This is a genomic window from Xanthomonas vasicola, from assembly GCF_000772705.2.
Classification (GTDB): domain Bacteria; phylum Pseudomonadota; class Gammaproteobacteria; order Xanthomonadales; family Xanthomonadaceae; genus Xanthomonas; species Xanthomonas vasicola.
This window is the reverse complement of sequence record NZ_JSBW02000007.1, coordinates 1-23824: the sequence shown is the minus strand read 5'-3', so window position 1 is coordinate 23824 and position 23824 is coordinate 1. Positions and strand designations below refer to the sequence as shown.

Below are 23824 nucleotides of genomic sequence, written 5' to 3'. Positions count from 1 at the left end.
CTGTTCCGTGGCTTGAAGGGCTACCGCCGGATTTTCACGCGCTTTGAGAAGCTGGACGTCATGTTCCTTGGATTCCTCAGCTTTGTGCTCACCGTTGATGGGCTTCGGATGTGTTAACAGGCCCTAATCTGACCCCGTTATTCCATGCGTCAGCCGTCATCCCGCCATAGTACAAAAAGCAAACGTTCACCAAGCCAAGCGACGCCATGCACCGAGTTGTAGTGGACGTTTGTGAAACCAACCCTCACACCCATGATGACACGCGAACAAGCGGTGGCGCTGAATGCTGCGGAGCTTGCTCGCAAACAACTCCACCGCGACGCGTGCGTCCGACGCAGCAGTGCACCAGGGGTTATGGCTATTATCCAGACAGCCAACAGCCAGTTCCTGCCCTGCGCTTGCGTGGTCGCTGGCTGGAGAAATTAGGTTTTGCTATCGGCTCCAAGCTACGCATCACTGTGCGGGATCGTGAGCTGGTGATCAGGTGGTGGTAAAGACTGAATGATTGTGCCGCCCATTTATAAACCACTCCACTCCGACCAATTCTTAAGATAGCGAGATGAGTTTTCATCAAGACGATCAATAATTGAATTGTGTAATAAATTATTTTTTATCGAAGACTTATGCAAACCCTCAAGCAATCCGGTTGCTACCGCATTCGCAAGCTCACCCTCTTCATGCATTGCAGCCTCTATCATGGAGAATATATTTCTCTTATTTTCTTCAGACAATTCATAAAATTCATTAGCAAATGATTTCCCCAGGGATGAAAATATGAACGTCCAAGGAATTTCCCCCTCCCATCCTTTTAACTTTATAAAACCGCTATCAGGAAGAAGATTTTTTATAAAAATATAATAAAATTCACCAGTATTCAATTCAATCTCCCTTGAGCGCATTTTTCATATCTTCGATTACTTTCCTTGCATAATCCTTATCAATTGAAGAAACATTTGGATTGCCGTCATTTTCATTACCCCATCTCTGAAGCGCCCTAATATAATCCTGAGCCTTTTGCGAGTGGGACCTGCCTCCAACCATCTCTCCGGTCCTCATTTCGTAGCGAACTGCATCAGCAGTGCTTCCAGATCCAATTTTGGCACCATCACGATACAGATCATCTATCAGAGATGATAGCTCCGGATCTGTCACTATTGGTTTTGACATGCTTGCGAGCAAATCTTTTCTATAAAGAGCCCCAGAGACAGAATCTGCCTGACCATTAGAGGTTATTACAGAAAGCCCATCAACAGCATTATCCAAATCGGACGCAGCCCGCGTCTCCACTTTCACTACCTTGCCACCACGCGCAACGCCTGACCCCAAACCTTCCGCCGCCGTTCCCATGTCCCAGAAAAGCGCCCCAACCTGATTGGCCACGGCCACATGGTCTGAAGTGGCTCCAAATAATGTCGTGTAGACACCTGGCACGCCAAACAATGGGCCTAACACTCCGATTTCGACCCGGTTGCGATCTTCCAACGACATCAAATTCAAGGCAGCCGTCTGCGGGCCATTCCAATCTGTTTGAGTCAGCAGCCGATATGAATAATCGTAGATCGATCCAGTGCCATTTGGACTCTTTGCCGCAGCCTGCAGGGCACCGGCCCCAAGCAATGCATCATATTCAGGCGTGCCCGGCTTGAGATTCAGCAATTGCTCTTGCTGCTCCGCTGTCAGCGAGTCGAATAATTCGCTCTTCATTCCGCGGCTTTGCGCAAGGTTCACGTCGTCCCATTTCGCCTCGACCTTGTCGCGACACTGTTCGTCGGCACACTCACGTAGCTCACGGGCTTTTTGGTCTCGCTGCGGGTGATTGAGATAGTTGTTCGCCACCTCATTCCCCGCCGTCGCCGCGCCCGAGGCGCCGCCGGCCACGGCACCCACCGCCGTCGAGGCCAGGCCCGTCAACGCATCGGCCAGTGGCCCGGTTACGCCGGCATTGCGTAGCGCCTCGGCCACCGTAGGGGCCGTCAGCGTCCCCGCTGCCGCGCCTGCCGCACCGCCCACCGCCGTGTGCGCCAGCACACGCAGCGTGCCGTTGGCACCCCATTGGCTGTCCAGTTGGTCGGCCTGGGCGAGCAATTGCGCTTTCTGCTCCGGGTCTGTGGTGTTAGCGGCTTGCAGCCGCATGGCCGCCGCTTCGTTCGTCTTCTGCTCGGCGTAATCGCCGATCGCCTTACTCGCCTGCTGCCCAAACGTCGCCGTGATCTCCGCCCCGGCACTGACCTGCTGCTGCAGTTTCTGCCCGTCCCAGCCTTTCACCAGACCATTGGCGCTGTCGCCAGTGAGCACGTCGCGGTTGAGCGCAGCCAGCACGTCGCTGACGCTCTGGCCGGTCTTGGCCTGTTGGCCGGCCTGGTCGGTAATGACCAGCGTGCCGCTGCTGATGCCGCTGGTGGTGAGCGAGGTCTCGCTGCCGCTCTTGCTGGAGTAGCCCGCACTTGCACCTTGCGCGCCGCTGCCCTGGTTCTGCCATGACCAGCTGCTGCCCTGGTTGGTCGTCGGCGGCGTCTGTGTCTTGGCGCCGTCCTTGCCGTCGCTGCCGCCGGCGGCATAACCGCCCGAGAGGCTGATGCCGGTGGCTTTGTAGTTGTTGGTATTGGTGATGTCGCTGACCGTCAGCGTGCCGGTCTGCAGGCGGTTGACGCCGGCATCCACCGCCGCCTGGGTGCTGGCGATCACGCCGCCCTTCAGATCGGTGTTGCCACCCACGCGCAGGTTGAAGCCGCCATCGCCGGCCTGGATGCCGCTCTGCTCGGTGACGCTGGCAAAGTCGCCATTGACCTTGTTGCTGCTGTAGCTGGCGCTGGCACTGAAGCCGATGCCGAAGGTGACGCTGCCGCCCACCGCCTTGTCCTTGCTGGCGTAGGTGCTGGTGTCCTGCAGGCTCTCGATGTTGAGGTTGCCGCCGATGTCGGCCAGTACCGTGTTGGCCGAGAGCACTGCGCCTTTCAGGGTGGTGTCGTTGCCGCTGATCAGGCTGGCGGTGTTGCCTGCAGACAGGTGGCTGTTGCGCTGGGTCACATCCATACCATCGGCCTTGCCGCGCGATCCGCTGGCACTGGCGGTCACGCCGGCGGCAAAGCCGTCTGCGCCATAAGTGATCGCCACGCCGACGGCTGCACTCTTGCTCTTGCTGGTGCTGTGTTGCTCGAACGTGTCCTGGGCCGCTTCCAAGGTGATGTTGTTGTCCGCAGCCAGCAGCAGGTTGTTGCCGGCCTTGATGTCGCTGCCGTGCACCAGGATGTTGCTGTCTTCGCCACCGCCGGTGGCGATCAGGTTGACGTTGCCACCGGCCTGCAGGGTGGAGCCTTTGGAGGTGGCGCTGCGCTGCTTGGTCTCGCTCTCGCTCTGGCTGCCGCCCACGGTGACGGCGATCTTGAGACCGGCCCCTTGCGCGGCGTCCTTGGCGGTGTCGGCGTTTACGACGCTGCTGGCCGCCTGGCCCGCACCATAGGCGCTATAAGCTGCCGACGCGCCCGCCAGTGCCTGCATGCGTGTGTCACCTTCGGCCTTCTTGCCCGCCTCGGCGCTGCTCACCGCCGCCTGCGCAAGATTGAGCGCGGCCGAACTCAGCGACACCGTCAACCCGCCTTGCTTGAAGGCCGTCTTCTGCGTGCTGTCGCTGGTGTCATGTACCTCGGTGATGGCGATGTCCTTGGCCTTGGCGGTGATGTCACCCTGCAGCGCCATCACATCGCTGCCTGTGATCGCCAGCGTGTTGCCGGCGACCAGGGTGACGTTGCCCTCCAGGCTGCCGACCGTGGTGCCGGTGTGGCTGACAGCAGTCGTGTCGGCCTCGGTCTTGACCGTCTGCTTGCCGATGGTGAAGCCAATGCCGCCGCTGCCCATCAGGCCGGATTTGACCGTCTGTTTGTCGTGCGCCTCGCTATGCGTACTCTGTGCCGTTTCCAGGGTCAGGTCGTTGCCAGCAGCCAGCACCACGTTGCCGGTGCCGACGATTTGCGTGCCTTGCGAGAGCAGATCGTTGCCTGCGGCAACCGAGATTTTTTCGCCGCTGAGCGAACTGGTGATCGCCAGGCTGTCGTGGGTTTCGTCGTGGGTGGTGACGGTCTTGCTGGACAGCATGCTCTTCTTGCGCGTCTGCTGATCCACCACCGCATCATGCTGCTCTTGGGTTGCCAGCAGCTTGATGTCGTTGCCGGCAGCAAGGGCGATGCCGCCGGTCTGGCTGGCGACTGCGGTGGAGGCCAGGGTGAGGTCGCGGCCGGCTTGCAGGACGATATCGCCACCTGCGCCGAGCTGCGTGCCGCGTACGGTTTCATCGTCGCTGGAGGCGGCCAGCGAGTTGCTCTTGGTGACGGTGCTGCGGTCGTTGGCGCTGCTGTCTACGGCCGCGACGCTGTTGATGTCGCGGCCGGCCCGCAAGGCCATGGACTTGCCTGCGCCCACCTGCGCGGCCGTTAGATTCAGATCGTTGCCCGCTGCCAGCACCACGCTGCCTGCACCCTGCACGGTGGTGCCGAGGTGGGTGATGTCGCTGCTGCGCTGGAAATTGCGGTCGTTGGCGGTGGTGTTGGTGCTGTGGGAGAGCGTTTGCGTGCTCAGGTTGAGGGTGTTGCCTGCGACCAGCTGGGTCACGCCGTCGGTGCCGGCATTGCGAATCTGCGCGGCCTGCAGGTTGACGTCGTGGCCAGCCACCACCGACAACACGCCGTTGCCGTGGGTGCCGGTGACATACAAGCCGGCCACGCGCTGGATCTGGGTGGTGCTGTACTGGTGGAAGCCGCCGCCTTGGAGTGTTTCCACGGTGGAAGCAACCGTGACATCGCCGGCCGCCTGCACGCTCAAGGCATCGACGGCGGTGACGGTGGCGCCTTCGATGCGGATGTCGCTGGCCGAGCGCAGCCCCACCTGGTCACCGCTGATGCTGCCGCCCAGGTGCTCGATGCGGCCGGCGTCGATGGACACCAGCTGGCGGCCGGCAATGGTGCCGGTGTTCTTCAGGCCGCCGGCCAGGGTGACATCGACATTGGCCCCAGCCAGCAATGCGCCGCCAGCTTCCAGATCGCCGGGACGCAGACGCAGATAGACCTGCGGCACCAGCGCGGTGGTGGTGCTGCCATCGGGCAGGGTGACGGTCTGCTCCACCAGCCAGACGATGTCGCTGGTGAGCTGGGCCATTTGCGCATCGGTCAGCGCAACGCCAGGACGTAGATTCCAGGCCTTGCCGATGGTGGCGCCGGCATCCAGCAATGCCTGGTACTGCGCTTCGTCGCTCTTATAGCCCTCAAGGAAGCGCCGGCCGGTGAGCTGGCCGATCTGCTCGCGCACAAGCTTCTGCTCGTAATAGCCATCGCCCAAGCGCTTTTGCAGCGTGTCGGCGGAATACCCCATCTGATTGAGCAGATAGTCCGAACCCAGCCAGCTGCGGTAGTCGGTGAACTGCGGGTCGGTCTCCACCAGGTAGTTACTGCCTGACGGCCTGACCGTAAACAGACTGCCGGTGGGCGCGCGCGTGTCGGGCGTACCCATGACAATCCGATCCGGCGAGCCGCCGGCCGCAGTGACCACACGTGCGCCGTTGACCGGCCCGCTGCCGCCCACGTTGCCAACCGCGCCGGAACTGCCACCGCTGGCCGTTGATGTCACCGCAGCAAGCGCGCGATCGGCCGCATTGGCCGCCACGCTGCCCGGGCCGCGCACATTGCCGGGACCGGAACCGCCTGGTGCTGTCTGTGGTCCATGCAGGTTGAGGTTGGCCATCGCCGCACCATCCTGCACGTTGGGCGCATCGCGGCCCTGATTGAGGTTGCTCAGGTCGCCGACATCGATGCTCAGCGTGCCGCCACTGGTGATCGCACCACCCACCTGGCCGATCTGCTCGGAGATCGACGGGTTGCTCCAACTGCGCGTGGTGCCGTTGTAGGCCGTGGTCACGTTGCTGAAGCTGTGGGTGCGGTACAGCGTGTAGGCCAGGTTGGTGATATCGGCGTTGTGGGTGAGCCCGCTGATGCCCAGGTCGCCGCCGGCCGCGATGCGTGCGTATTCGTTACGCAAGGCATCGGTGCCGATGCGCATTGCACCGCCGGCATGGATCACGGCTTCCGGACCCGCGCCCGGCTGCAGCACGTCTTCGACGATGGTGCGCGTGGCGGTTCGGTATTGCTCCTGGTCGCCCAGGCGGCCACCGCCGGTCCCCTGCGGATTCAGCAGGATGTGATCGGGATCGGTATAGGCAAACTGCGCCCACAGCTGCACGCAGTTGGTGGTGCAGGTGCCGTAGGCATTGGAATACCGCAGCGTGTCGCTGGCATAGTGGAACGCGGGCGAGCCGGGCTCGATTTGCGACAGCTCGCGGAACGGATCGTCCGCGCCGACGGTTACCTGATCCGGATTGGCCTGGTTGTCCTGGCGGCCGGTGTAATAAATGGTCAGCGTGCCCGAACTGGAATCCATGCGCGAGCGCTCGCCCGTCGCGCCATACAGGCTGCCGCGTCCGAACAGGTAGGCACTGGTCTGCGGAGTGACCCGGATGACCGCACGCCGCACCTGGTAACCATCCGGGGTGATGTATGGCGTGTCCTCGAGGATGTCCTGCGGGTTGAGATAGTAGATCTCGAACGCGGAGTAGTTGGTGGTGGAGCGAATGTTGGAGGTATTGTTCGGGCCATTGTTGCGCCAGCTCGGCTGATCCAGGCGCACCGGTGCCAATGTAGTGGTGGTCTGGGTGACCACGACGTTCTGGCGGATGTTGTTGATGGTGGTGGCGTGTAGATCGAGATCGCCGGCTACCTCGATGGTGGAACCGAGGTTGTCGATCTGACGCGCGATGCCGGTGGCCAGGCGATTGCCATCCAGCGTGCCACCGATGGCAGCGTCGCCATCGCTATAGATCAAGCCACGATCGGTATTGCTGAGCTGGCCGACGCCCAGGTCCAAGCGGTCGCGCGCCGCCACGGTGGCGACACGGGTGACGCCGGCGATGGTTTCGGCACGGTTGAGCAAGTTGCCTGCGGCAATCGCAACGTGGTCGCCGTAAATGCGCCCGGTGCCCACGTTGTCCAGCGTGGCTGCTTGCAGATGGGTGAGGCCACCGTCGATCAGGCCGCGGTTGACCAACTGGCCGCCGGTCGCAATGTGGGTAATGCCTTGGCTGGTGATCTGCCCGTTGACGGCGTTGTCGACGTTGCGTGCCGCAAGATCGATGTTGCCGGCACGCAGGACGCCCTGATTGGCGATGTCGCCGTCGGTATGGATGGCGAGCGTGCCATTGGCGATCATTTCGCCGGTGTTGGTCAGGCCCTCGCGCAGGGTCAGGGTGAGATCGCTCTGCGACTGGACCTGTCCATCGCCGCTCAGGTTGCGCGCGGTGAGGCTCTGGTTGCCGTCCGAGCGCAGCAGCCCTGCGGTATTGGCAACCGCATCGGCACGCATGTCCAAGCTGCCGCCAGACGAAATCTGGCCGCCGGTATTGTTGAGCGAGGTGGTCACCTGCAAATTGCCTGCGCCGTCGGTGACGACTTGTCCCTGACGGTTGTCCAGCGCCTGCGTTTGCAACTGCAGCTGGCCTGCTTGCAGGCCGAGCGGGTTTGCGCCGTTGCGCGTGTTGCGGTTGTCTACGCTGGATGCGTTCAAGGTCAACAAGCCGCCGGCAGCGACCAGGCCGCCCTGGTTGTCGAGCGCACCTGCCAACGTGAGGTTGACGGCCTGGCTGCCCTGTACCCGGCCGCCAGCGTTGTTCAGCGCCGCTGCGGTGAGGGCGAGATTGCCTGCCGCACTCAACACACCCGCGCCGCTGTTATCGACACTGCTGACAGCTATGCGTGCATCGCCTTGGGCGAACACCGCGCCGCCGCGATTGTCCAGCGCGCCGCCGTCCACCTGCAGACCTCCGCCAGCCAGGATGCCGCCATTGGCGCCTGAACCGGTGTTGGTGATGGATTGTCCATTGGTCTGCAGCAGCAATGCCGCCTTCGACTGCAGCCGCCCGCCTGCGTTATTGAGTGCTCCGCTGCGCACATCGAGTGTGCCGGCCTGGCTGCCGATGGTGCCGCTGGTGTTGTCCAGCTGCTGTGCGCGCGTGTCGACCACGACGTTGCCGCCGATGATAGCGCCAGCGCGGTTGGACAGACCGGCGCTCTCCAGACGCAGTGCATTGGTGGCCTGGATGGTGCCATTGTTGTTGCCGATCGCGGTGTCGGTGACTACGGTGAGATCGGTGCCAGCAACGACGGTGCCTGCTGTGTTGTCGAGTGTCCCGGCCGCAAGCTCCAGCTTTCCCGCGCTGGACACTACGCCTTGCGTGCGATTGTCGAGCACGCCGTCCACGTCCAGTTGCAACACGCCACCGGCCGCATGCAAGGTGCCGGCCTGGTTGTTGACGCTGGCGGCGGTGATGCGCCCGTCACCGCCAAGCAGGATCTTGCCTTGCTGGTTCTGCAGCGCCTGCGCAATGGTCAGCGATGACTGCCCGCTACCGGCGGCCTGCACCGTGCCTTGGGTGTTGATGACATTCTGCGCGCTGAGCGCCAGCAAGCCGTTGCCGCCAATGGTGCCGCTGCTGTTGTTCAGCGTGCCGGAGACATCGAGCTTGAGTAGCTGGTCTCCGCTGGCCGACAGCTGCCCGCCCGCCGTGGTGAGGTTGCCGGTGGCGACCGTGATGGTGCGTGCCGACGTGCTGGCATTGGTCAGATCGGTGTTCTGCCCGGTCACGTGCAGCGTGCCGTTGCTGATGATCTTGCCGCCAGTGCCGGCGAGTGTCTGCGCGGTGATCTGCAGCTGCCCGATGCCAGCGTGCTGGAGGGTGCCTAGCGTGTTGTCGAACAGGGTGCTGCTCAGCGACAGGTCGCCATTGCCGGCGAGTGTGCCGCCCGCGTTGTTGAACACGTTGGCCTGGACACTGCTGGCGCCGGTGCCGCTGGCGACAATGCGCCCGCCGCGGTTGTCCAGTGTTTGCACCTGCACATCCACGCGATCGGCGCCGATGGTCGCTTCGCGGTGGTCGACATCGGTTGCCGTCAACGACAGCGCACCGCTGCTGGCGATGGTGCCTTTGCTGCCATCCACACGGCCAGCGACGATGTCCAGGCCTTGTGTGCCGGAGTGACTGAGCGTGCCTTGCTGGTTGATGAGATGGTCTGCTCCAATCTGCAACGTCGCACCGTTGCTGGCGATGCGACCACCGGTGTTGTCCAGTTGCCCGGTGACATCGAGACGGCTGTCGGCAGTGCCGGCAGCGCTGAGCGTACCGGTGCGGTTGGAGAGGGCGCCTGCTTGCAACGCGAGCGCGCCATTACCGGCGATGGTGCCGCCGTCGTTATCCAGTGCACCGGTCAATTGCAGGTTCAGAACGTCGCTGCCGGTGGCGCTCAGGATGCCGCCGGCGGTACGCAAACTATCCGCGCTGATGTCGATACGCTGCGCCTGCGTGGTGCTGCCGAGGCCTAGATCGAGCGCGCCGCCGCGCAGTTGCAAGTTGCCCAGGCTGAGCACCTTGCCGCCAGCGCCTTGTAGCGCATCGGCCGTTACGGTCAGTGCACCGCTGCCGGCATGCTCGATGGCGCCGGCACGGTTATCCAGTGTGGATGCGCTGACGTTGAGGTCACCGCTGGTCGCGAGGCGGCCACCTTGGCTGTTGTCCAACACGGTGGCTGCACGGACCTGCAGCGCCGCGCCGTTGGCTGCGAGAATATTGCCGCCGCGATTGAGGAGGCTGCCAGCCTGCAGCAGGACTGCGGCATTGCCGGAGATGGTGCCGGCGCTGTTGTCCAGGGTGCCGCCCACGGTCACGCTTGCGGCCTGGCTCCCTGCTGCCAGGACCGAGCCACCCTGATTGCCAAACGATCCAGCGTTGATGGTGACGCCGGCATTGCTGGCAAGGCTGCCGGCACGGTTGTCCAGGTGATCGCGCACGTTCAACTGCAAGGCCTGATTGCCCTGCGAGACGAGGCTGCCGCCGGCGGTGCTGAGCGCATTGGCGTCGATGCGGATCTGCTGTGCAGAGGTGCTGCCTGCGGCAAGATCGATGTTGCCGCCTGTCACCGTCAATTCGCCGTTGCTGATCAGACGGCCACCGCGTCCTTCAAGCGCGTCGGCAGCGATGCTCAGCAGGCCGGTGCCGGCGTGTTGAATCTGGCCACCGGCATTGCCGAGCGTGCCGGCGCGCAGGGTCAGATCGCCATTGCTGGCGATGCTGCCGTTATCGCCATTGTCCAGACGACCGGCAACCTGCAGCGTAGCGGCCTGTGGCCCGGTCGACAGCAGCGCGCCGCCGCGGTTATCGAATGTGTCGGCCTGCAAGGTCAGCTGCGTGGCGCTCACTGCAGCATTGCGATGATCCACCGTACCCGCGCGCCAGGTGAGCGCACCCAAGGTGGCGATGCTGCCACCTGCGCCGGACCAGTCTTGCGCGGCCAGTGTCAGCCCTTGCGTGCCCGCGTGCTCGATGCGGCCGGCCGCGTTGACGACACTCTGCGCATCGAGCTCCAGTGCTGCAGCGTTGCTGGCGAGCACGCCTTGCGTGTTGTCCAGTAAGCCACGCACCTGCATGGCCAGGGTGCCAACACCGCTATGACGCAACTCGCCACTGCGATTGCTCAACGACTGCGTGTCCAGTCGCAATGCATTTGCCACGCTGAGACGGCCGGCATCGTTCACCAATGCGCCAAGCTGCAGATCTGCGTCGCCATAGACATTGAGCGTGCCGGCACGGTTGAGCAGATCGCCGCGTGCGCTTAGTGCGGCCACGCCGAGCCGGCCGCCGCTGTTGTCCAGGCCATTGGCCGCCGACAGCGACACGTCGCCGCCCGCGGTGATGCGACCGCCATCGTTGTCCAGAAGACCTGCGATCGTCAGCGCGCCAGCCGCCAGCGGTGCAACTATTGGAGCCTGGCCGCTTGAAGGAGGCGTGACGCTGCCGCTTCCTCCATTGCTACCGTTGTTATCGAGCGTTCCGTTTCCGGTGTTGCCGCCTGTTCCGGGTGTTGTCCCGCCACTGGTCGGCACAGTGGCAACCGCACCAAGGCTGCCGTCTGCGCGGTTGGTGACGCTGCCAGCAGTCATGCCCAGCGCCTGGAGGCCGGTTTGCTCGATGTTGCCGCCCTGGTTGCGTGCCGATAACGCATCGACCTGCAGCCGCTGTGCATTCAAGGTGCCGCCACGGTTGTCCAGATCGGCTGGCGTGGTGAGGTGCAACTCGCGCTTGGCACTGAGCGTGCCGGCGTTGGCGATGCCGCCACTGGCCGCGACGCGGGTGTCCTGCTGCGACTGCAATGTGCCGGTATTTTCAAGCCGTCCGTCGACCGTGACTACCAATTCGCCGGCGCGCGCGCCGATGTTGCCGGCGTTGCGCACGCCGACGCCATTTTCATTGCCGACCAGCCAGATCTTGTTGGCGAACATGCCGCCAAGCGCGCCCACATCTAGTGCGAAAGTGGGGGCCGGGCCGCTGGCAGCCTGCGGCGTGACACGGGCCTGGTCTGCACTGACCATGTTGTTGCCCAGGCTTGCCTGCAGCTGGTTGGCCCAGATGCCGGCATTGACCTGCAGCGAGCGGGTGATTAGATCGGTGTAGTCTGCACTGCTGGTATCCAGGCCAGCACCAGCGACCTGGATGGAGCCGCCATAACTCGATAACCTTCCAGCGCGCCGTTGGACAGGATCGGCGTGCCGGTGGTCAGCGTCACCCGGCTGGCGTTGAGAAATCCGCCGCCATCGACCTGGATGCCGGCAGGATTGGCGATGATGACCTCGGCGCGCTGGCCGGCGACTTCGACATAGCCATTGAGTCGACTGGCCGGCCCATTGACCTCGTTGAGGATGACCCGCGCGCTGCCGGTGGCCAGCCACGGATTGCCCTGCACCCAGCCGCCCAATTGGGTCTGGGTCTGACTGCGGGCGTTGTTGAGAATGGCCCCTTCGCGGCCCACATCGAACTGCGAGTAGCGGTTGCGCGAGATGCCTGCGGCAGAGGGCGTGGTGATGTTGACCAGCGGCACGCCGTTGGGCGCGGTCATGACCGTCGGGCGCTTGCTTCCGGGCGCAGCGGGATCGGCGACGATGCGCCCAGCCGACTGCGCCTGTGCGGCGCCGACCAGGCTGACAAAGCCGAGCGCGCAGAGCATGGCGAAGCGCAGCGGTGCGATCGTGGCGTGATGCGCGCGGGGAGCACTGGCACCTGTGCTGCCAGCTGGAGCACGTACCAGCTCCGACGCCACTTGCCAGACGCGCAGTGCGCGGTTGAAGACCAGACGGTAGACGCGATTCATGTCACTAATCCTTGTGGATGTTAATAACGCCAGGACAGGCTGAAGCCGAAGGTGGTGTAATCGGTCGGGAAATTGGCCGGTTTTTCGAGTGCGGACCCTACAAAGGTGTCCAACGAAAGATGCTGCCAGCCACCGCGCAAGCCCAGACTCATGCCGGCCAAATGATCGCCGGACTGAAAGCGCGTGGATTGACCGCCGATGTACCCGTAATCGGCACCCAGATACGCCTCCAGAGCGCCGCCGACCGCCAGGCCGAGGTCATTGCGGAGTGACCAGCCGCGATCACCGCTCAAGGTCGCCTCGCCATCGAAACCACGCACGGTGAAGCGCCCGCCGATCGCGAAGCGATCCTGCGGTGCCATCGGTGTGCGATTCCATTGCGCGCGCCAGGACGCGCTGTAGCGCAGGCGCTGATTGCCAAGCTGAAACGGCACTGTCAGCTGTGCATCGGCCACGATGAGCTTGATACGCGAGGTGCCCTCCAGCGGGATCGACGGATCGAACGCGTGGGCGAGTTCTTCCGGAGCGCGTAAAGCGTTGAATGCACCAGTGCCGCGCCGATAAGCCAGGCTGGCGTCTAACGTGATCTTGCCGAGAAACTGGCGATGGTTCAGGCCCAACTCCCAACCGGCGGTGCGGCGCCGTTGCACCTGGATCTCGGTATCGTCGATTGCGCTGGTCGACTGCCGCCACCAACCGCGGCCATAGGCCCCCAACTTGATGGCCGCGTTGCGGAACAACAGGCGGTCGATGCGCGCTTCTGCATTGCGGCTACGCCCGCTGTAATCGTAGGTTTCGATGGCACCGGCAACGGCCTGGCTGTAATCGTAGGAACTTGCAGTCGCGCCGAACAACCAATAGCCGTATGGAATGTCGTAGTGCACGGTCCAGCTGTCGGTGTCTTTGCCGGCGCCGTTGAACACGCCTTTGCCGACGCTGACGTAGAACAACTCGTTGAGACCGAGCGGATTATCCAGCGAGAGCGTGCCGTTGGCCTGCAGTTTGCCGGTCGCATCGCTGCCGGCATCGTCCAGGCTCAGGCTGGCGCGGATGCGTGAACGTTGCTGCCAGGCGATGGCCAGATCGCTGTCGCCTGGGCCTGTGCCGCTACCTGCGGCGGGCGCAATCTGGATATCTGCGGTGACCGTTGGCACGCGCTGGAAGTTTTCCAGGCCTTGCTCGATGTCGCGCAGGTTGAGCAGCTCACCACGACGTGCTGGCACTGCGTTGGCAATGGCTGCACGCGCCGAGTCAGGCGCGCTGAAGCGCGCGGCGTGCAGACGCCCTGGCACCAGCGACAGCGTCAGCGTGCCGCCGGTGAGGTCCTGCGGGGCCGCCAGTACCCGCGTGGTGACGTAGCCGCGCGCAATCACCGCGTTCTGAACCCGCTTCATCACCAGATTGATGCCGTCGGTGCCGAGACAGTGTCCGGTTGCCGGATCATCCTTGGTGTTGGCCGAGGTCAACGCCCAACGAAAGTCGTCCGCGCCGGGACCATCGAGCACGATGCGCTCGATCAGGAAACAGGGCGTTTCGTTTTTGGGCAAACGTTCGATGCCGTCGTCTGGGGCACGTTCGAGGCGCACGTCCGGCCGCGCTTCCTGTTGTTCACGCAAGACGCGCTCACGTTCCTGCTGGCGCAATAGTTCTTGCGCTGCAGGGTCATTGATCTGTTGAGCCGAGACCTGTTGTGTGGCGCCCGCGATAAGCACAGCACACCACGTGGCGCGCAAGCGCACCTTTCCCTTTATGCCTCTATCCATTTGTAAATGACTGCCTGACTTGTAACGGCTATCAGCGACGCTGACGCGCCACCCCTAACGATATTTTAATGGGCAGGACCCGCTGTGGCTGTAGGGGGAATCCCTACGTGCTGGCCAGAAAGAACTGGTTCCAGTCGATGACCGACAGAGGATGTATGTCCCTAAGGGTGCAACAAGCGCGGTTTATATTTAGAAATATACCGAGATTAAAAAAGAGGTCGGGGTTCTAAGTAAATTAGAAGCCTTTTTAAAAAAGCCATAGAGATAATTTTTATTTTTGGTGCAGCAACTTGAAGGGACTACGACTGTGAACGCAGAGGCTGCCCGACCCCAGCTCGAAGATGTTGCGTCCTTGGAATGAACGCCGCGCGTGCAGCGCCTGAGCGTCGTGGCTTCTTGTGTAACGTCACGGCTTGTTGAGTCGAGTGGTATCAGCCCGTGCAGCAGCCGATGTTGTCGCTTACACCGTGTCTGTCGTCATTGCTGGGCGCAGTAAGTGCTATGGGGCGCGCACCGGCATGTGGAGGTATGGCTGCCATGTGCATCCAGGAAACATCGCTGAGCCCGCAGCCACAGTCTGCATCGCCACCTGATTCACCGTGCACCAATGCAGTGCTTGCACGACATGCTTGCGGTGGCGCTTGTCACGCGACGGTGCATGCGATGGCTGGCGGCAAGCCTTCGTGCTCTGCTGACGCCACCACAGCCGCGCTTGTTTGATTTTCGTCAATTCCACCGACACATGAAATTCGCAGTGGGGATGTTTGACTGCATCTGTCAAGAATCGTTGCGGAGTTGCGCATGAGTGCAGTCACGGGTGGCAAGGGCGGTCGGGTGTCTTGCCGACAAGCGGCAATACGGCAAGGTTCGTTACAAGTAGGTGGTGCGGCGTGTGGCGAGCGGGGGCTTGCGTCACTGCTACATGACAAGCATGCGCTGGCTTCCCACGTAACGGTGCGCTTGCGCGCCGCTGCCTGCTGAGGGGGCGCCATGCGGATCTGTGTTCTCAACGAAGCAACCAAGACATCTACCGGGCTGGAGCAACGCTGCGTGGCGGCGCGTGAGGCTGGCTGCGATTACGTGGTAATGCCGGCGCCCTTCGAGCGCGACGCGGAAGGTCGCTTAGTCGAGCCCTCGGCTGACGCCGATACGCATGCCGAGCGCCTGCAGGAGGCAGTGCAGGCGGCGCGGCGTGCAGGCGTGAAGCTGTTGATCGATGTGCGTCTAGACGAAGTAGGCGGTGCCAGCGCAGTGGTGCGCGACAACCCGCAGTGGTTCCGGGCGCGTAGCACGGCGGTGCCGGATCCGCGTCAGCCGCGTGCCACGCCGGAAGTGGCGGAGGCCCGTTTCGCCTATGCGCAAGAAGGTGCGGCGCTGGTGGAGTGGTGGAGCGCGCGCTTGTTGGAGTGGGTCGGGCAGGGCGTCGGTGGTTTCCGTCTGTTGCAGCCGCAGCAGGTGCCGGTGCAGCGGTGGCGCGAGTTGATCGCTCTGGTGCATGCACAGGCGCCGGAGGTGGTATTTGCCGCGTGGACGCCAGGATTGGGGCTGGAGGCGTTGCAGCAGCTGGCCGGTGCCGGGTTCGACGCGGCGTTCTCGTCGCTCGCCTGGTGGGACGGCCGCGGCAGCTGGTTCTTCGACGAAGACACCGCGTTGCGTGCGCTGGGGAGTCAGGTCGTTGCGGTGTTGGATGCGCCCGACGGCAAGCGTGCTGCAGTGCCGGAGCAGCATTGGCAATTGGCGTTGGCGCTGGGCGGTGCCTGGTTGCTGGACGATGCGCAGTTGGATGCATTGCCGCCGTCGATCCGCGCGACCGATGGCCTGCCCACCAGCAATGCGGGCATGCGGTTGCGCCCGCTGTTGCGTGAGACGACCGGGCTCACTGCCGTGGCAGTCGAGCCGCTGGGCGGCTTGCCCTCCTTGGTATTGATCAATGGCGACACCCGTCATGTGGTGCCGGTGCCGGCCTCTGATTTGCTGCGGTTGCTCGGCGATGCCGAGGCCTTGGTGGCCGAAGATGGCCGCAGCTTGTCCGGCGCAACGCTGGAGGCGCTGGAGCCGGGCGAGGTGCGCGTGTACCGCAGCGTGCCGGCGCGCCACGTGCTGGCGGTACCGCGCATGCGCCCGCGCGCGCAGACGGCCGGCGCGTGGCCACGCGTGTGCATCGAGTCAGTGACACCGTCGGTGGATAACGGCCGTTTTCCGGTCAAGCGCACCGTAGGCGACCGCATCTGCGTGGAGGCTGACGCTTTTTGCGATGGACACGACCGGATCGCGGTGGCGGTGCTGTGGCGTCCGGCCGATGCCAAGACCTGGGCCAGCGCGCCGATGCGTGCGCTGGGCAACGATCGTTGGCGTACCGAGTTTCCGTTGGAGCGCATCGGCACTTACGAATTCCGCGTGGAAGGTTGGCGCGATGTGTTCGCCACCTTGCATGCGGATCTGGAAAAGAAGCGCGCCGCCAACACGGTGCTTCCAGTGGATGTGCAAGAAGCAGTGGCGGTGGTGCAGGCTGCACAGGCACGTAGCGATGGTGCGCTGGCCGAGCGCTTGCAGGCCGTGCTCACCCGCATCGGTGCGCAGAGCGAACCCTTGCAGCAGCTGGCCATCGTGCTGGAGCCGGACACCGCGCAGGCAATGGCGCTGGCCGACGACAAGCCGTTCCGCTCGGAATACCCGGTGACGTTCCGGGTCGAATCGGAGCGCCGCGCGGCACACTTCGCCAGTTGGTACGAGTTGTTTCCGCGCTCGCAAAGTGGCGATGCGAGCCGGCATGGCACCTTCGATGACGTCATCAAACGGCTGCCGCATATCCACGCGATGAACTTCGACGTGTTGTACATGCCACCGATCCATCCGATCGGTTTGAACAACCGCAAGGGCCGCAATAATTCGGTCACGGCGGTGGAAGGCGAGCCCGGCAGCCCATACGCGATCGGTGCGACCGATGGGGGGCATACCCAAGTGCACGCCGAGCTCGGTGGGCTGGAAGGCTTTCGCCGTCTGATCCAGGCCGCACGCGCGCAGGGGCTGGAAGTGGCGCTGGATTTTGCGATCCAGTGTGCGCCGGATCATCCATGGTTGAAGGAGCACAAGGACTGGTTCACCTGGCGTGCGGATGGATCGATTCCGTACGCGGAGAACCCGCCCAAGAAATACCAGGACATCGTCAACGTCGATTTCTACGCCAGCGGCGCGGTGCCGGACCTGTGGAACACGCTGCGCGACGCGGTGCTGTTCTGGGTCAATGAAGGCGTCACGCTGTTCCGTGTCGACAACCCGCACACCAAGCCGTTCCCGTTCTGGGAGTGGTTGATTGCCGATGTGCGCGGCCGGCGCCCGGATGTGGTGTTTCTCTCCGAAGCCTTCACGCGGCCGAAGATGATGTACCGGCTGGCCAAATGCGGCTTCTCGCAGTCCTACACGTACTTCACCTGGCGCAACCACAAGCACGAACTGCAGGCGTACGTGGAAGAGTTGAACGACGGCGTGCCGCGCGAATGTTTCCGCCCGCATTTCTTCGTCAACACGCCGGATATCAATCCGCTGTTCCTGCAGACCAGTGGGCGTAACGGGCACCTGATTCGCGCCGCACTGGCGACCACGCTCTCAGGTTTGTGGGGCATGTATCAGGGCTTTGAACTGTGCGAAGCCACGCCGTTGGCGCCGGGCAAGGAAGAGTACCTGGATTCGGAAAAATTCCAGTTACGTGCCTGGCCTGAGCGTGCGCCTGGCGACATCGTGGACGAAATCACCCGCTTCAATCAGCTGCGCCGCATGCATCCGGAGTTGCAGTCGCACCTGGGCACGCGCTTCTATCACGCGCACAACGATCAGGTGCTGTATTACGGCAAGTTCCTGGATGCCGGCTACCTGTCGCGTAGCCGCAGCATGGTGTTGGTGGCGATCAATCTTGATCCGCACGCCGGGCAGGACGCTGATATCGAAATTCCGTTGTGGGAGCTGGGCCTGCCCGATCACGCCACCGTTGCCGTGGACGATCTGTGGGACGGGCACCGCTTCGAGTGGCAGGGCAAATACCAACACATCCGTCTAGAGGCAACGCGACCGTTCGCGTTATGGCGCATCCGCGCAGGAGAGGTCGCATGAATGCAGTGGCATCGTTACAAGCCGACGCGGAGCAGTCCGCGGTGGTCGCCGACCAGCGTTGGTACAAGGACGCGATCATTTACCAGGTGCACGTCAAGTCGTTTTTCGACTCCAATGACGATGGCATCGGCGATTTCCCGGGGCTGATTTCCAAGCTGGATTACATCGCCGAACTCGGCGTGGACACCATCTGGTTGCTGCCGTTCTACCCCAGCCCGCGCCGCGACGACGGCTACGACATCGCCGAATATATGGCGGTGCATCCGGATTACGGCAGCATCGAAGATTTCGAGCAATTGGTAGCGCAGGCGCACGCGCGCGGAATTCGCATCGTCACCGAACTGGTGATCAACCACACCTCCGATCAGCATCCGTGGTTTCAGCGCGCACGCAACGCGCCGGCCGGCTCGCCCGAGCGCGACTTCTATGTGTGGTCGGACACCGACCAGGAATATGAAGGCACGCGGATCATCTTCTGCGATACCGAAAAATCCAACTGGACCTGGGACCCGGTGGCCGGGCAGTACTTCTGGCACCGCTTCTATTCGCATCAGCCGGACCTGAACTTCGATAACCCGGCGGTGCTGGAAGCGGTGCTGGAAGTGATGCGTTTCTGGCTGGATCGCGGCGTAGACGGTCTGCGTCTGGATGCGGTGCCGTACCTGATCGAGCGCCCCGGCACTTCCAACGAAAACCTGCCGGAAACCCACGCGATTTTGCGCAAGATCCGCGCCACGCTGGATGCCGAATACCCGGACCGCATGCTGCTGGCCGAGGCTAATATGTGGCCGGAAGACACCCAGCAATACTTCGGCCAGAACGCCGACGAATGCCATATGGCGTTCCACTTCCCGCTGATGCCGCGCATGTACATGGCGATCGCGCGCGAAGACCGCTTCCCCATCACCGATATCATGCGCCAGACCCCGGAGATTCCGGAGAGTTGCCAGTGGGCGATCTTCCTGCGCAACCACGATGAGTTGACGTTGGAAATGGTCACCGATTCGGAACGCGATTATCTGTGGCAGACCTACGCGGCCGATCGCCGCGCGCGTATCAATCTCGGCATTCGGCGCCGGCTGGCGCCGCTGCTTGAGCGCGACCGCCGCCGTATCGAGTTGATGACCTCGTTGCTGCTGACCATGCCTGGCACGCCTGTGCTGTATTACGGCGACGAAATCGGTATGGGCGACAACATCCATCTGGGCGACCGCGATGGCGTGCGCACGCCAATGCAGTGGTCGATCGACCGCAACGGTGGCTTCTCGCGTGCCGACCCGGCGCAGCTGGTGCTGCCGCCGGTGATGGATCCGCTGTATGGCTTCCAGGCGGTGAATGTGGAAGCGCAGATCCGCGACCAGCATTCGCTGCTGACCTGGACCCGCCGCGTGCTCAGTGTGCGTAAGCGCTACCAGGCCTTCGGCCGCGGCACGCTGCGCTTCCTGTACCCGGGTAACCGCCGCATGTTGGCCTACCTGCGCTGCTATCAGGACGAAACCGTGCTGTGCGTGGCCAACCTCTCGCACACGCTACAAGCGGTGGAGCTGGATCTGTCCGAGTTCGAAGGCCGCGTGCCGGTGGACATCATCGGCGGCGGCAGCTTCCCGCCGATCGGCCGGTTGACCTATCTGCTCACGGTGCCGCCATTTGGCTTCTATGCGTTCCAACTGGTGAGCGAAGGCACCCTGCCGGATTGGCATGTGCCCAGCCCGGTGCCGTTGCCGGACTACCGCACGCTGGTGCTGCGCAGCGATGCCGACGAAAGCACCGCACTGCTGCCGCATCTGCCCACTGTGGAAGGCGAAATCCTGCCGGCGTGGTTGTCGGCACGGCGCTGGTTCTCGGCCAAGGATCAGGCACTGCGCAGCGTGCGTATCGCGCGCCGCACACCGCTGCCGGGCGACGAGCCGATGACGCTGCTGGAGCTGGAGGTGGAGCTGGAAGACGGCCGCCACGAGCGCTACATGTTGCCGGTGGGCATCGTGTGGGAGCGCGAGCAACCCAGCACGTTGGCCGAGCAACTGGCGCTGGCGCGCGTGCGGCAGGGCCGCGAGGTGGGCTATCTCACCGATGCGTTCGCGCTCAAGCCCATGGTGCGCGGCGTGATCGATGCACTGCGCAGCAATGCAGCGCTGGACTTCTGCGATGGCGACGAGCCATCACAACAGGGCCAGGTGCGCTTCGAAGCCACCGCGGCGCTGGCGACGCTGGATATCCCGCAAGATCCGGAGGTCCGCTGGTTATCGGCCGAACAGAGCAACAGCTCGTTGGTGGTCGCCGACAAGGCCGTGTTCAAGCTGCTGCGGCATGTGGCCGTGGGCGCCAACCCGGAGATCGAGATTGGTCGCCGCTTGACCGAAATGGGCTACGCCAACGCCGCGCCGCTGCTGGGCAGCGTGAGCCGCGTGGATGGGCAGGGCACGATCACGACCATCGCGTTGTTGCAGGGCTTTATCCGCAATCAAGGCGATGCGTGGCGCTGGACGCTGGATCATCTGGCGCGTAGCTTCGACGAATACGCCACCGCGCAGACCGACGAAGCGCGTGCCGAAGCTGTCGCTGGCTACGACGCGTTTGCCGCTGTGGTCGGCAAACGCCTGGCCGAGTTGCATGAAGCACTCTCGCGCGACACCGAGGATGCCGATTTCGCACCGCAACGGATCGACCTGCCTACCGCCAACGATGTGGTCGCCGGTGTGGGACGTCAGGTCGAAGAGATGTGGGATACCGTCAATGCACGCCTGGCCAGCAGCGAAGACAGCACTGAACGCGAGGCGCTGGAAGCAGTGCTGGCCGAGCGCCCGCAGCTGGATGCCTTGCTCGCCAAGGCGCCGAGTGTCTTGGCCGACTCGCTGCTCACGCGCGTGCATGGCGATTTCCATCTGGGCCAGATCCTGGTTGCCTTCGACGATGTGGTGCTGATCGACTTCGAAGGCGAGCCGGCCAAGCCGCTGGCCGAACGCCGCGCCAAGGCCAGCCCGCTGCGTGATGTGGCCGGCTTCCTGCGCTCGCTCGATTACGCCAGCGAAGTGTCGGCACGCGGCGAGGAGGGCACCGCCGCCCGTGCGGGCGTGGGTGTGGACACGCATCTGGACGAATTTCTGGTGCAGTTCCGCCGCCGCTCCACAGAGGCCTTCCTGGACGCTTACCATGCCGTGCTCGACGCCAGCGCCCATCCGTGGATTGCGCCGGCGGCGTTCAACGCAGCCACCTTGCTGTTCCTGGTGGAAAAGGCTTGCTACGAAGTGCGTTATGAGGCCGCTAATCGCCCGGGTTGGTTCATGGTGCCGATCGAAGGCTTGCGACGCATCCTGCAACGCGCACGCGCCGGTGCAGGAGACACATGATGAGTGGAGTAATGACAGCAGTGAGTAATCGATGGGATCCCGGCGTGGTACGCGCCCTGGCCGAGGCACGCCACGGCGATGCATTCGCCGTTTTGGGCGCACACCCAACTGACAGCGGGCGCGTCTTGCGCACCTATCTGCCTGGCGCCGAGCGCGTCAGTGCGGTGCTCGAGGACGGACAGGTGGTTCTGCTGGACGCCGGTCCCGAGCCGGGCCTGTTCTCCGGTGATTTGCCGGCGCAGGGCCGGTATCGGCTGCGCATCGGCTGGCCCGGTGGCGAGCAGGAGACTGCCGACCCGTACGCGTTCGGTCCGCAACTCAGCGACTTCGACCTGCATCTGATCAGCGAAGGCCATCATCTGCAGCTGGCCGACGCACTGGGCGCCAACGTGGTCGAGGTGGATGGCGTCCGCGGTACGCGGTTCGCGGTGTGGGCGCCGAATGCCTCACGCGTGGCGGTCGTGGGCGATTTCAATAGCTGGGATGCGCGGCGCCACCCAATGCGGCTGCGGCATCAGTCCGGCGTGTGGGAGTTGTTCGTGCCCGACGTCGGCCCCGGCGCGCATTACAAGTATCAGCTGCGTGGCCCGCATGGGCACGAGCTACCGGCCAAGGCCGACCCGGTGGCGCGCCGCGCAGAGCTTGCGCCGGGTACTGCTTCCATCGTGGCCGATCCAACGCCGCACCAATGGAGCGACGACGGCTGGATGGCGACGCGTGCGCGGCGTCAGGCGCATGACGCACCGATGAGCATCTACGAGATGCATGCCGGCTCGTGGTTGCGCGAAGAAGGCGTGGATCTGGACTGGGATGGCCTGGCCGATCGTCTAATTCCGTATGTGGCCGATATGGGCTTTACGCATGTCGAGTTGATGCCGGTGACCGAGCATCCGTTCGGCGGCTCGTGGGGCTATCAGCCGCTGGGCTTGTTCGCGCCTACTGCGCGCTTCGGCACGCCCGATGGTTTCGCACGCTTTGTCGACCGCTGCCACCGCGAAGGCATCGGCGTCATCGTCGATTGGGTGCCGGCGCACTTTCCCACCGACGCGCACGGCCTGGCGCATTTCGACGGCACCGCGCTGTACGAACATGCCGACCCGCGCGAAGGCTTCCATCGCGACTGGAACACGCTGATCTACAACCATGGCCGCCGTGAGGTGTCCGGGTTCCTGATCGCCAGCGCGATGGAATTTCTGCAGCGCTACCACGTCGATGGTCTGCGCGTGGATGCGGTGGCTTCGATGCTGTATCGCGATTACAGCCGTAACGCCGGCGAGTGGGTGCCCAACATCCACGGCGGGCGCGAGAACTACGAAACCATCGCGTTCCTGCGCCGGCTCAATGAGGTGGTGCGCGAGCACACGCCTGGCGCAGTGATGATTGCCGAAGAATCCACCGCGTTTCCTGGCGTGACAGCCGATGTCGCGCATGGCGGTCTGGGCTTCCACTACAAGTGGAACATGGGCTGGATGCACGACACCCTGCATTACGCCGGGTTGGATCCGATCTATCGCCGTTACCACCATGGCGAACTGACTTTCAGCATGGTCTACGCATATTCGGAGCGCTTCGTGTTGCCGATCTCGCACGACGAAGTGGTGCACGGCAAGGGCTCGTTGCTCGGCCGCATGCCGGGCGACGATTGGCAGCGTTTCGCCAATCTGCGTGCGTATCTGGGTTTCATGTTCACCCATCCGGGCCGCAAGTTGCTGTTCATGGGTTGCGAGTTCGGCCAGCCAACTGAGTGGAACCATGACAGCGGTCTGCCATGGCACTTGTTGGACGACCCACGCCACCGCGGCGTGCAGACACTGGTACGCGATTTGAACCGGCTGTATGTCGAATACCCGGCACTGCATGTGCACGACGACGATCCGTCTGGGTTCGCGTGGGTGGTGGGCGACGATGCCGGCAACAGCGTGCTGGCATTCCTGCGCAAGGGCAAACGCGGCGATTCGCCGGTGCTGGTGGTGATCAACTTCACCCCAGTCGTGCAGCACGGCTATCGCATCGGCGTGCCACAAGGCGGCCAGTGGCGCGAGGTGTTCAATAGCGACGCCGGCATTTATGGCGGTGCGAACATGGGCAATGGCGGCATCGTCACCGCAGAGCCACAGTCCATGCACGGCCACGCGCACTCGGTACCGCTGTTGTTGCCACCGCTGGGCGTCATCGTGCTCACGCCGTACGGCTGACGCGTCCTGCACATCCAACCGGGCAACTCGCCCGGTTGGATGCGGCAGCTAAGGAAACTCTGAACAACTCCCCTTGATCCTGCGACAATCACACAGACGCAACGGACAACGACGATGCAACTGACCTTCGGCGATGCGGAGTACAACGGCAAGCGCAAGCGGACGCGGCGTGAGGTGTT

5 protein-coding genes and 3 pseudogenes are annotated in these 23824 nt (G+C 63.4%); 5 read left to right on the top strand and 3 right to left on the bottom strand.

Translation table 11 applies throughout. From position 1 onward, the window contains the following. Positions 1-117 (top strand): annotated as a pseudogene (locus NX05_RS23480) (IS5-like element ISCARN85 family transposase); the annotation flags it as partial. A 135-nt stretch (positions 118-252) separates the two neighbouring features. Continuing rightward, a pseudogene (locus tag NX05_RS21480) lies at positions 253-494 on the top strand (SymE family type I addiction module toxin). Positions 495-518: 24 nt separating this feature from the next. Here NX05_RS21480 and NX05_RS23475 read toward each other — a convergent pair. The 3 genes and pseudogenes from NX05_RS23475 to NX05_RS01780 form a co-directional block, all read right to left on the bottom strand. Then, the gene (locus tag NX05_RS23475) at positions 519-878 is read right to left on the bottom strand and encodes a hypothetical protein (RefSeq protein WP_134810993.1); all 360 of its coding nucleotides are present in this window, start codon (positions 876-878) and stop codon (positions 519-521) included. A 927-nt stretch (positions 879-1805) separates the two neighbouring features. After that, positions 1806-12233, bottom strand: a pseudogene (locus NX05_RS01790) (hemagglutinin repeat-containing protein); the annotation flags it as partial. A 20-nt stretch (positions 12234-12253) separates the two neighbouring features. Beyond that, positions 12254-13996: a ShlB/FhaC/HecB family hemolysin secretion/activation protein gene (locus tag NX05_RS01780; protein WP_039437085.1), complete on the bottom strand. Its 1743-nt coding sequence runs from the start codon at positions 13994-13996 to the stop codon at positions 12254-12256. A gap of 990 nt (positions 13997-14986) precedes the next feature. Here NX05_RS01780 and NX05_RS01770 point away from each other — a divergent pair. The 3 genes from NX05_RS01770 to glgB are packed head-to-tail and all read left to right on the top strand — an operon-like array spanning position 14987 to position 23645. Further along, positions 14987-18103, top strand: a complete 3117-nt coding sequence (locus NX05_RS01770) for a maltotransferase domain-containing protein (RefSeq protein WP_039437090.1) — start codon at positions 14987-14989, stop codon at positions 18101-18103. Continuing rightward, positions 18100-21450 carry a maltose alpha-D-glucosyltransferase gene (treS, locus tag NX05_RS01765; RefSeq protein WP_039437093.1) on the top strand — a complete coding sequence of 1117 codons (3351 nt, stop codon included), beginning with the start codon at positions 18100-18102 and terminating at the stop codon, positions 21448-21450. The genes NX05_RS01770 and treS overlap by 4 nt, the downstream gene beginning before the upstream one ends. A gap of 11 nt (positions 21451-21461) precedes the next feature. Then, positions 21462-23645 carry a 1,4-alpha-glucan branching protein GlgB gene (glgB, locus tag NX05_RS01760; RefSeq protein WP_010379788.1) on the top strand — a complete coding sequence of 728 codons (2184 nt, stop codon included), beginning with the start codon at positions 21462-21464 and terminating at the stop codon, positions 23643-23645. Positions 23646-23824 lie beyond the last annotated feature (179 nt).

Coding starts and splice junctions, on each gene's coding strand:
- NX05_RS01780 (WP_039437085.1), bottom strand. CDS start 13,996: ATGGATAGAGGCATAAAGGGAAAGGTGCGCTTGCGCGCCACGTGGTGT.
- NX05_RS01770 (WP_039437090.1), top strand. CDS start 14,987: ATGCGGATCTGTGTTCTCAACGAAGCAACCAAGACATCTACCGGGCTG.
- treS (WP_039437093.1), top strand. CDS start 18,100: ATGAATGCAGTGGCATCGTTACAAGCCGACGCGGAGCAGTCCGCGGTG.
- glgB (WP_010379788.1), top strand. CDS start 21,462: ATGACAGCAGTGAGTAATCGATGGGATCCCGGCGTGGTACGCGCCCTG.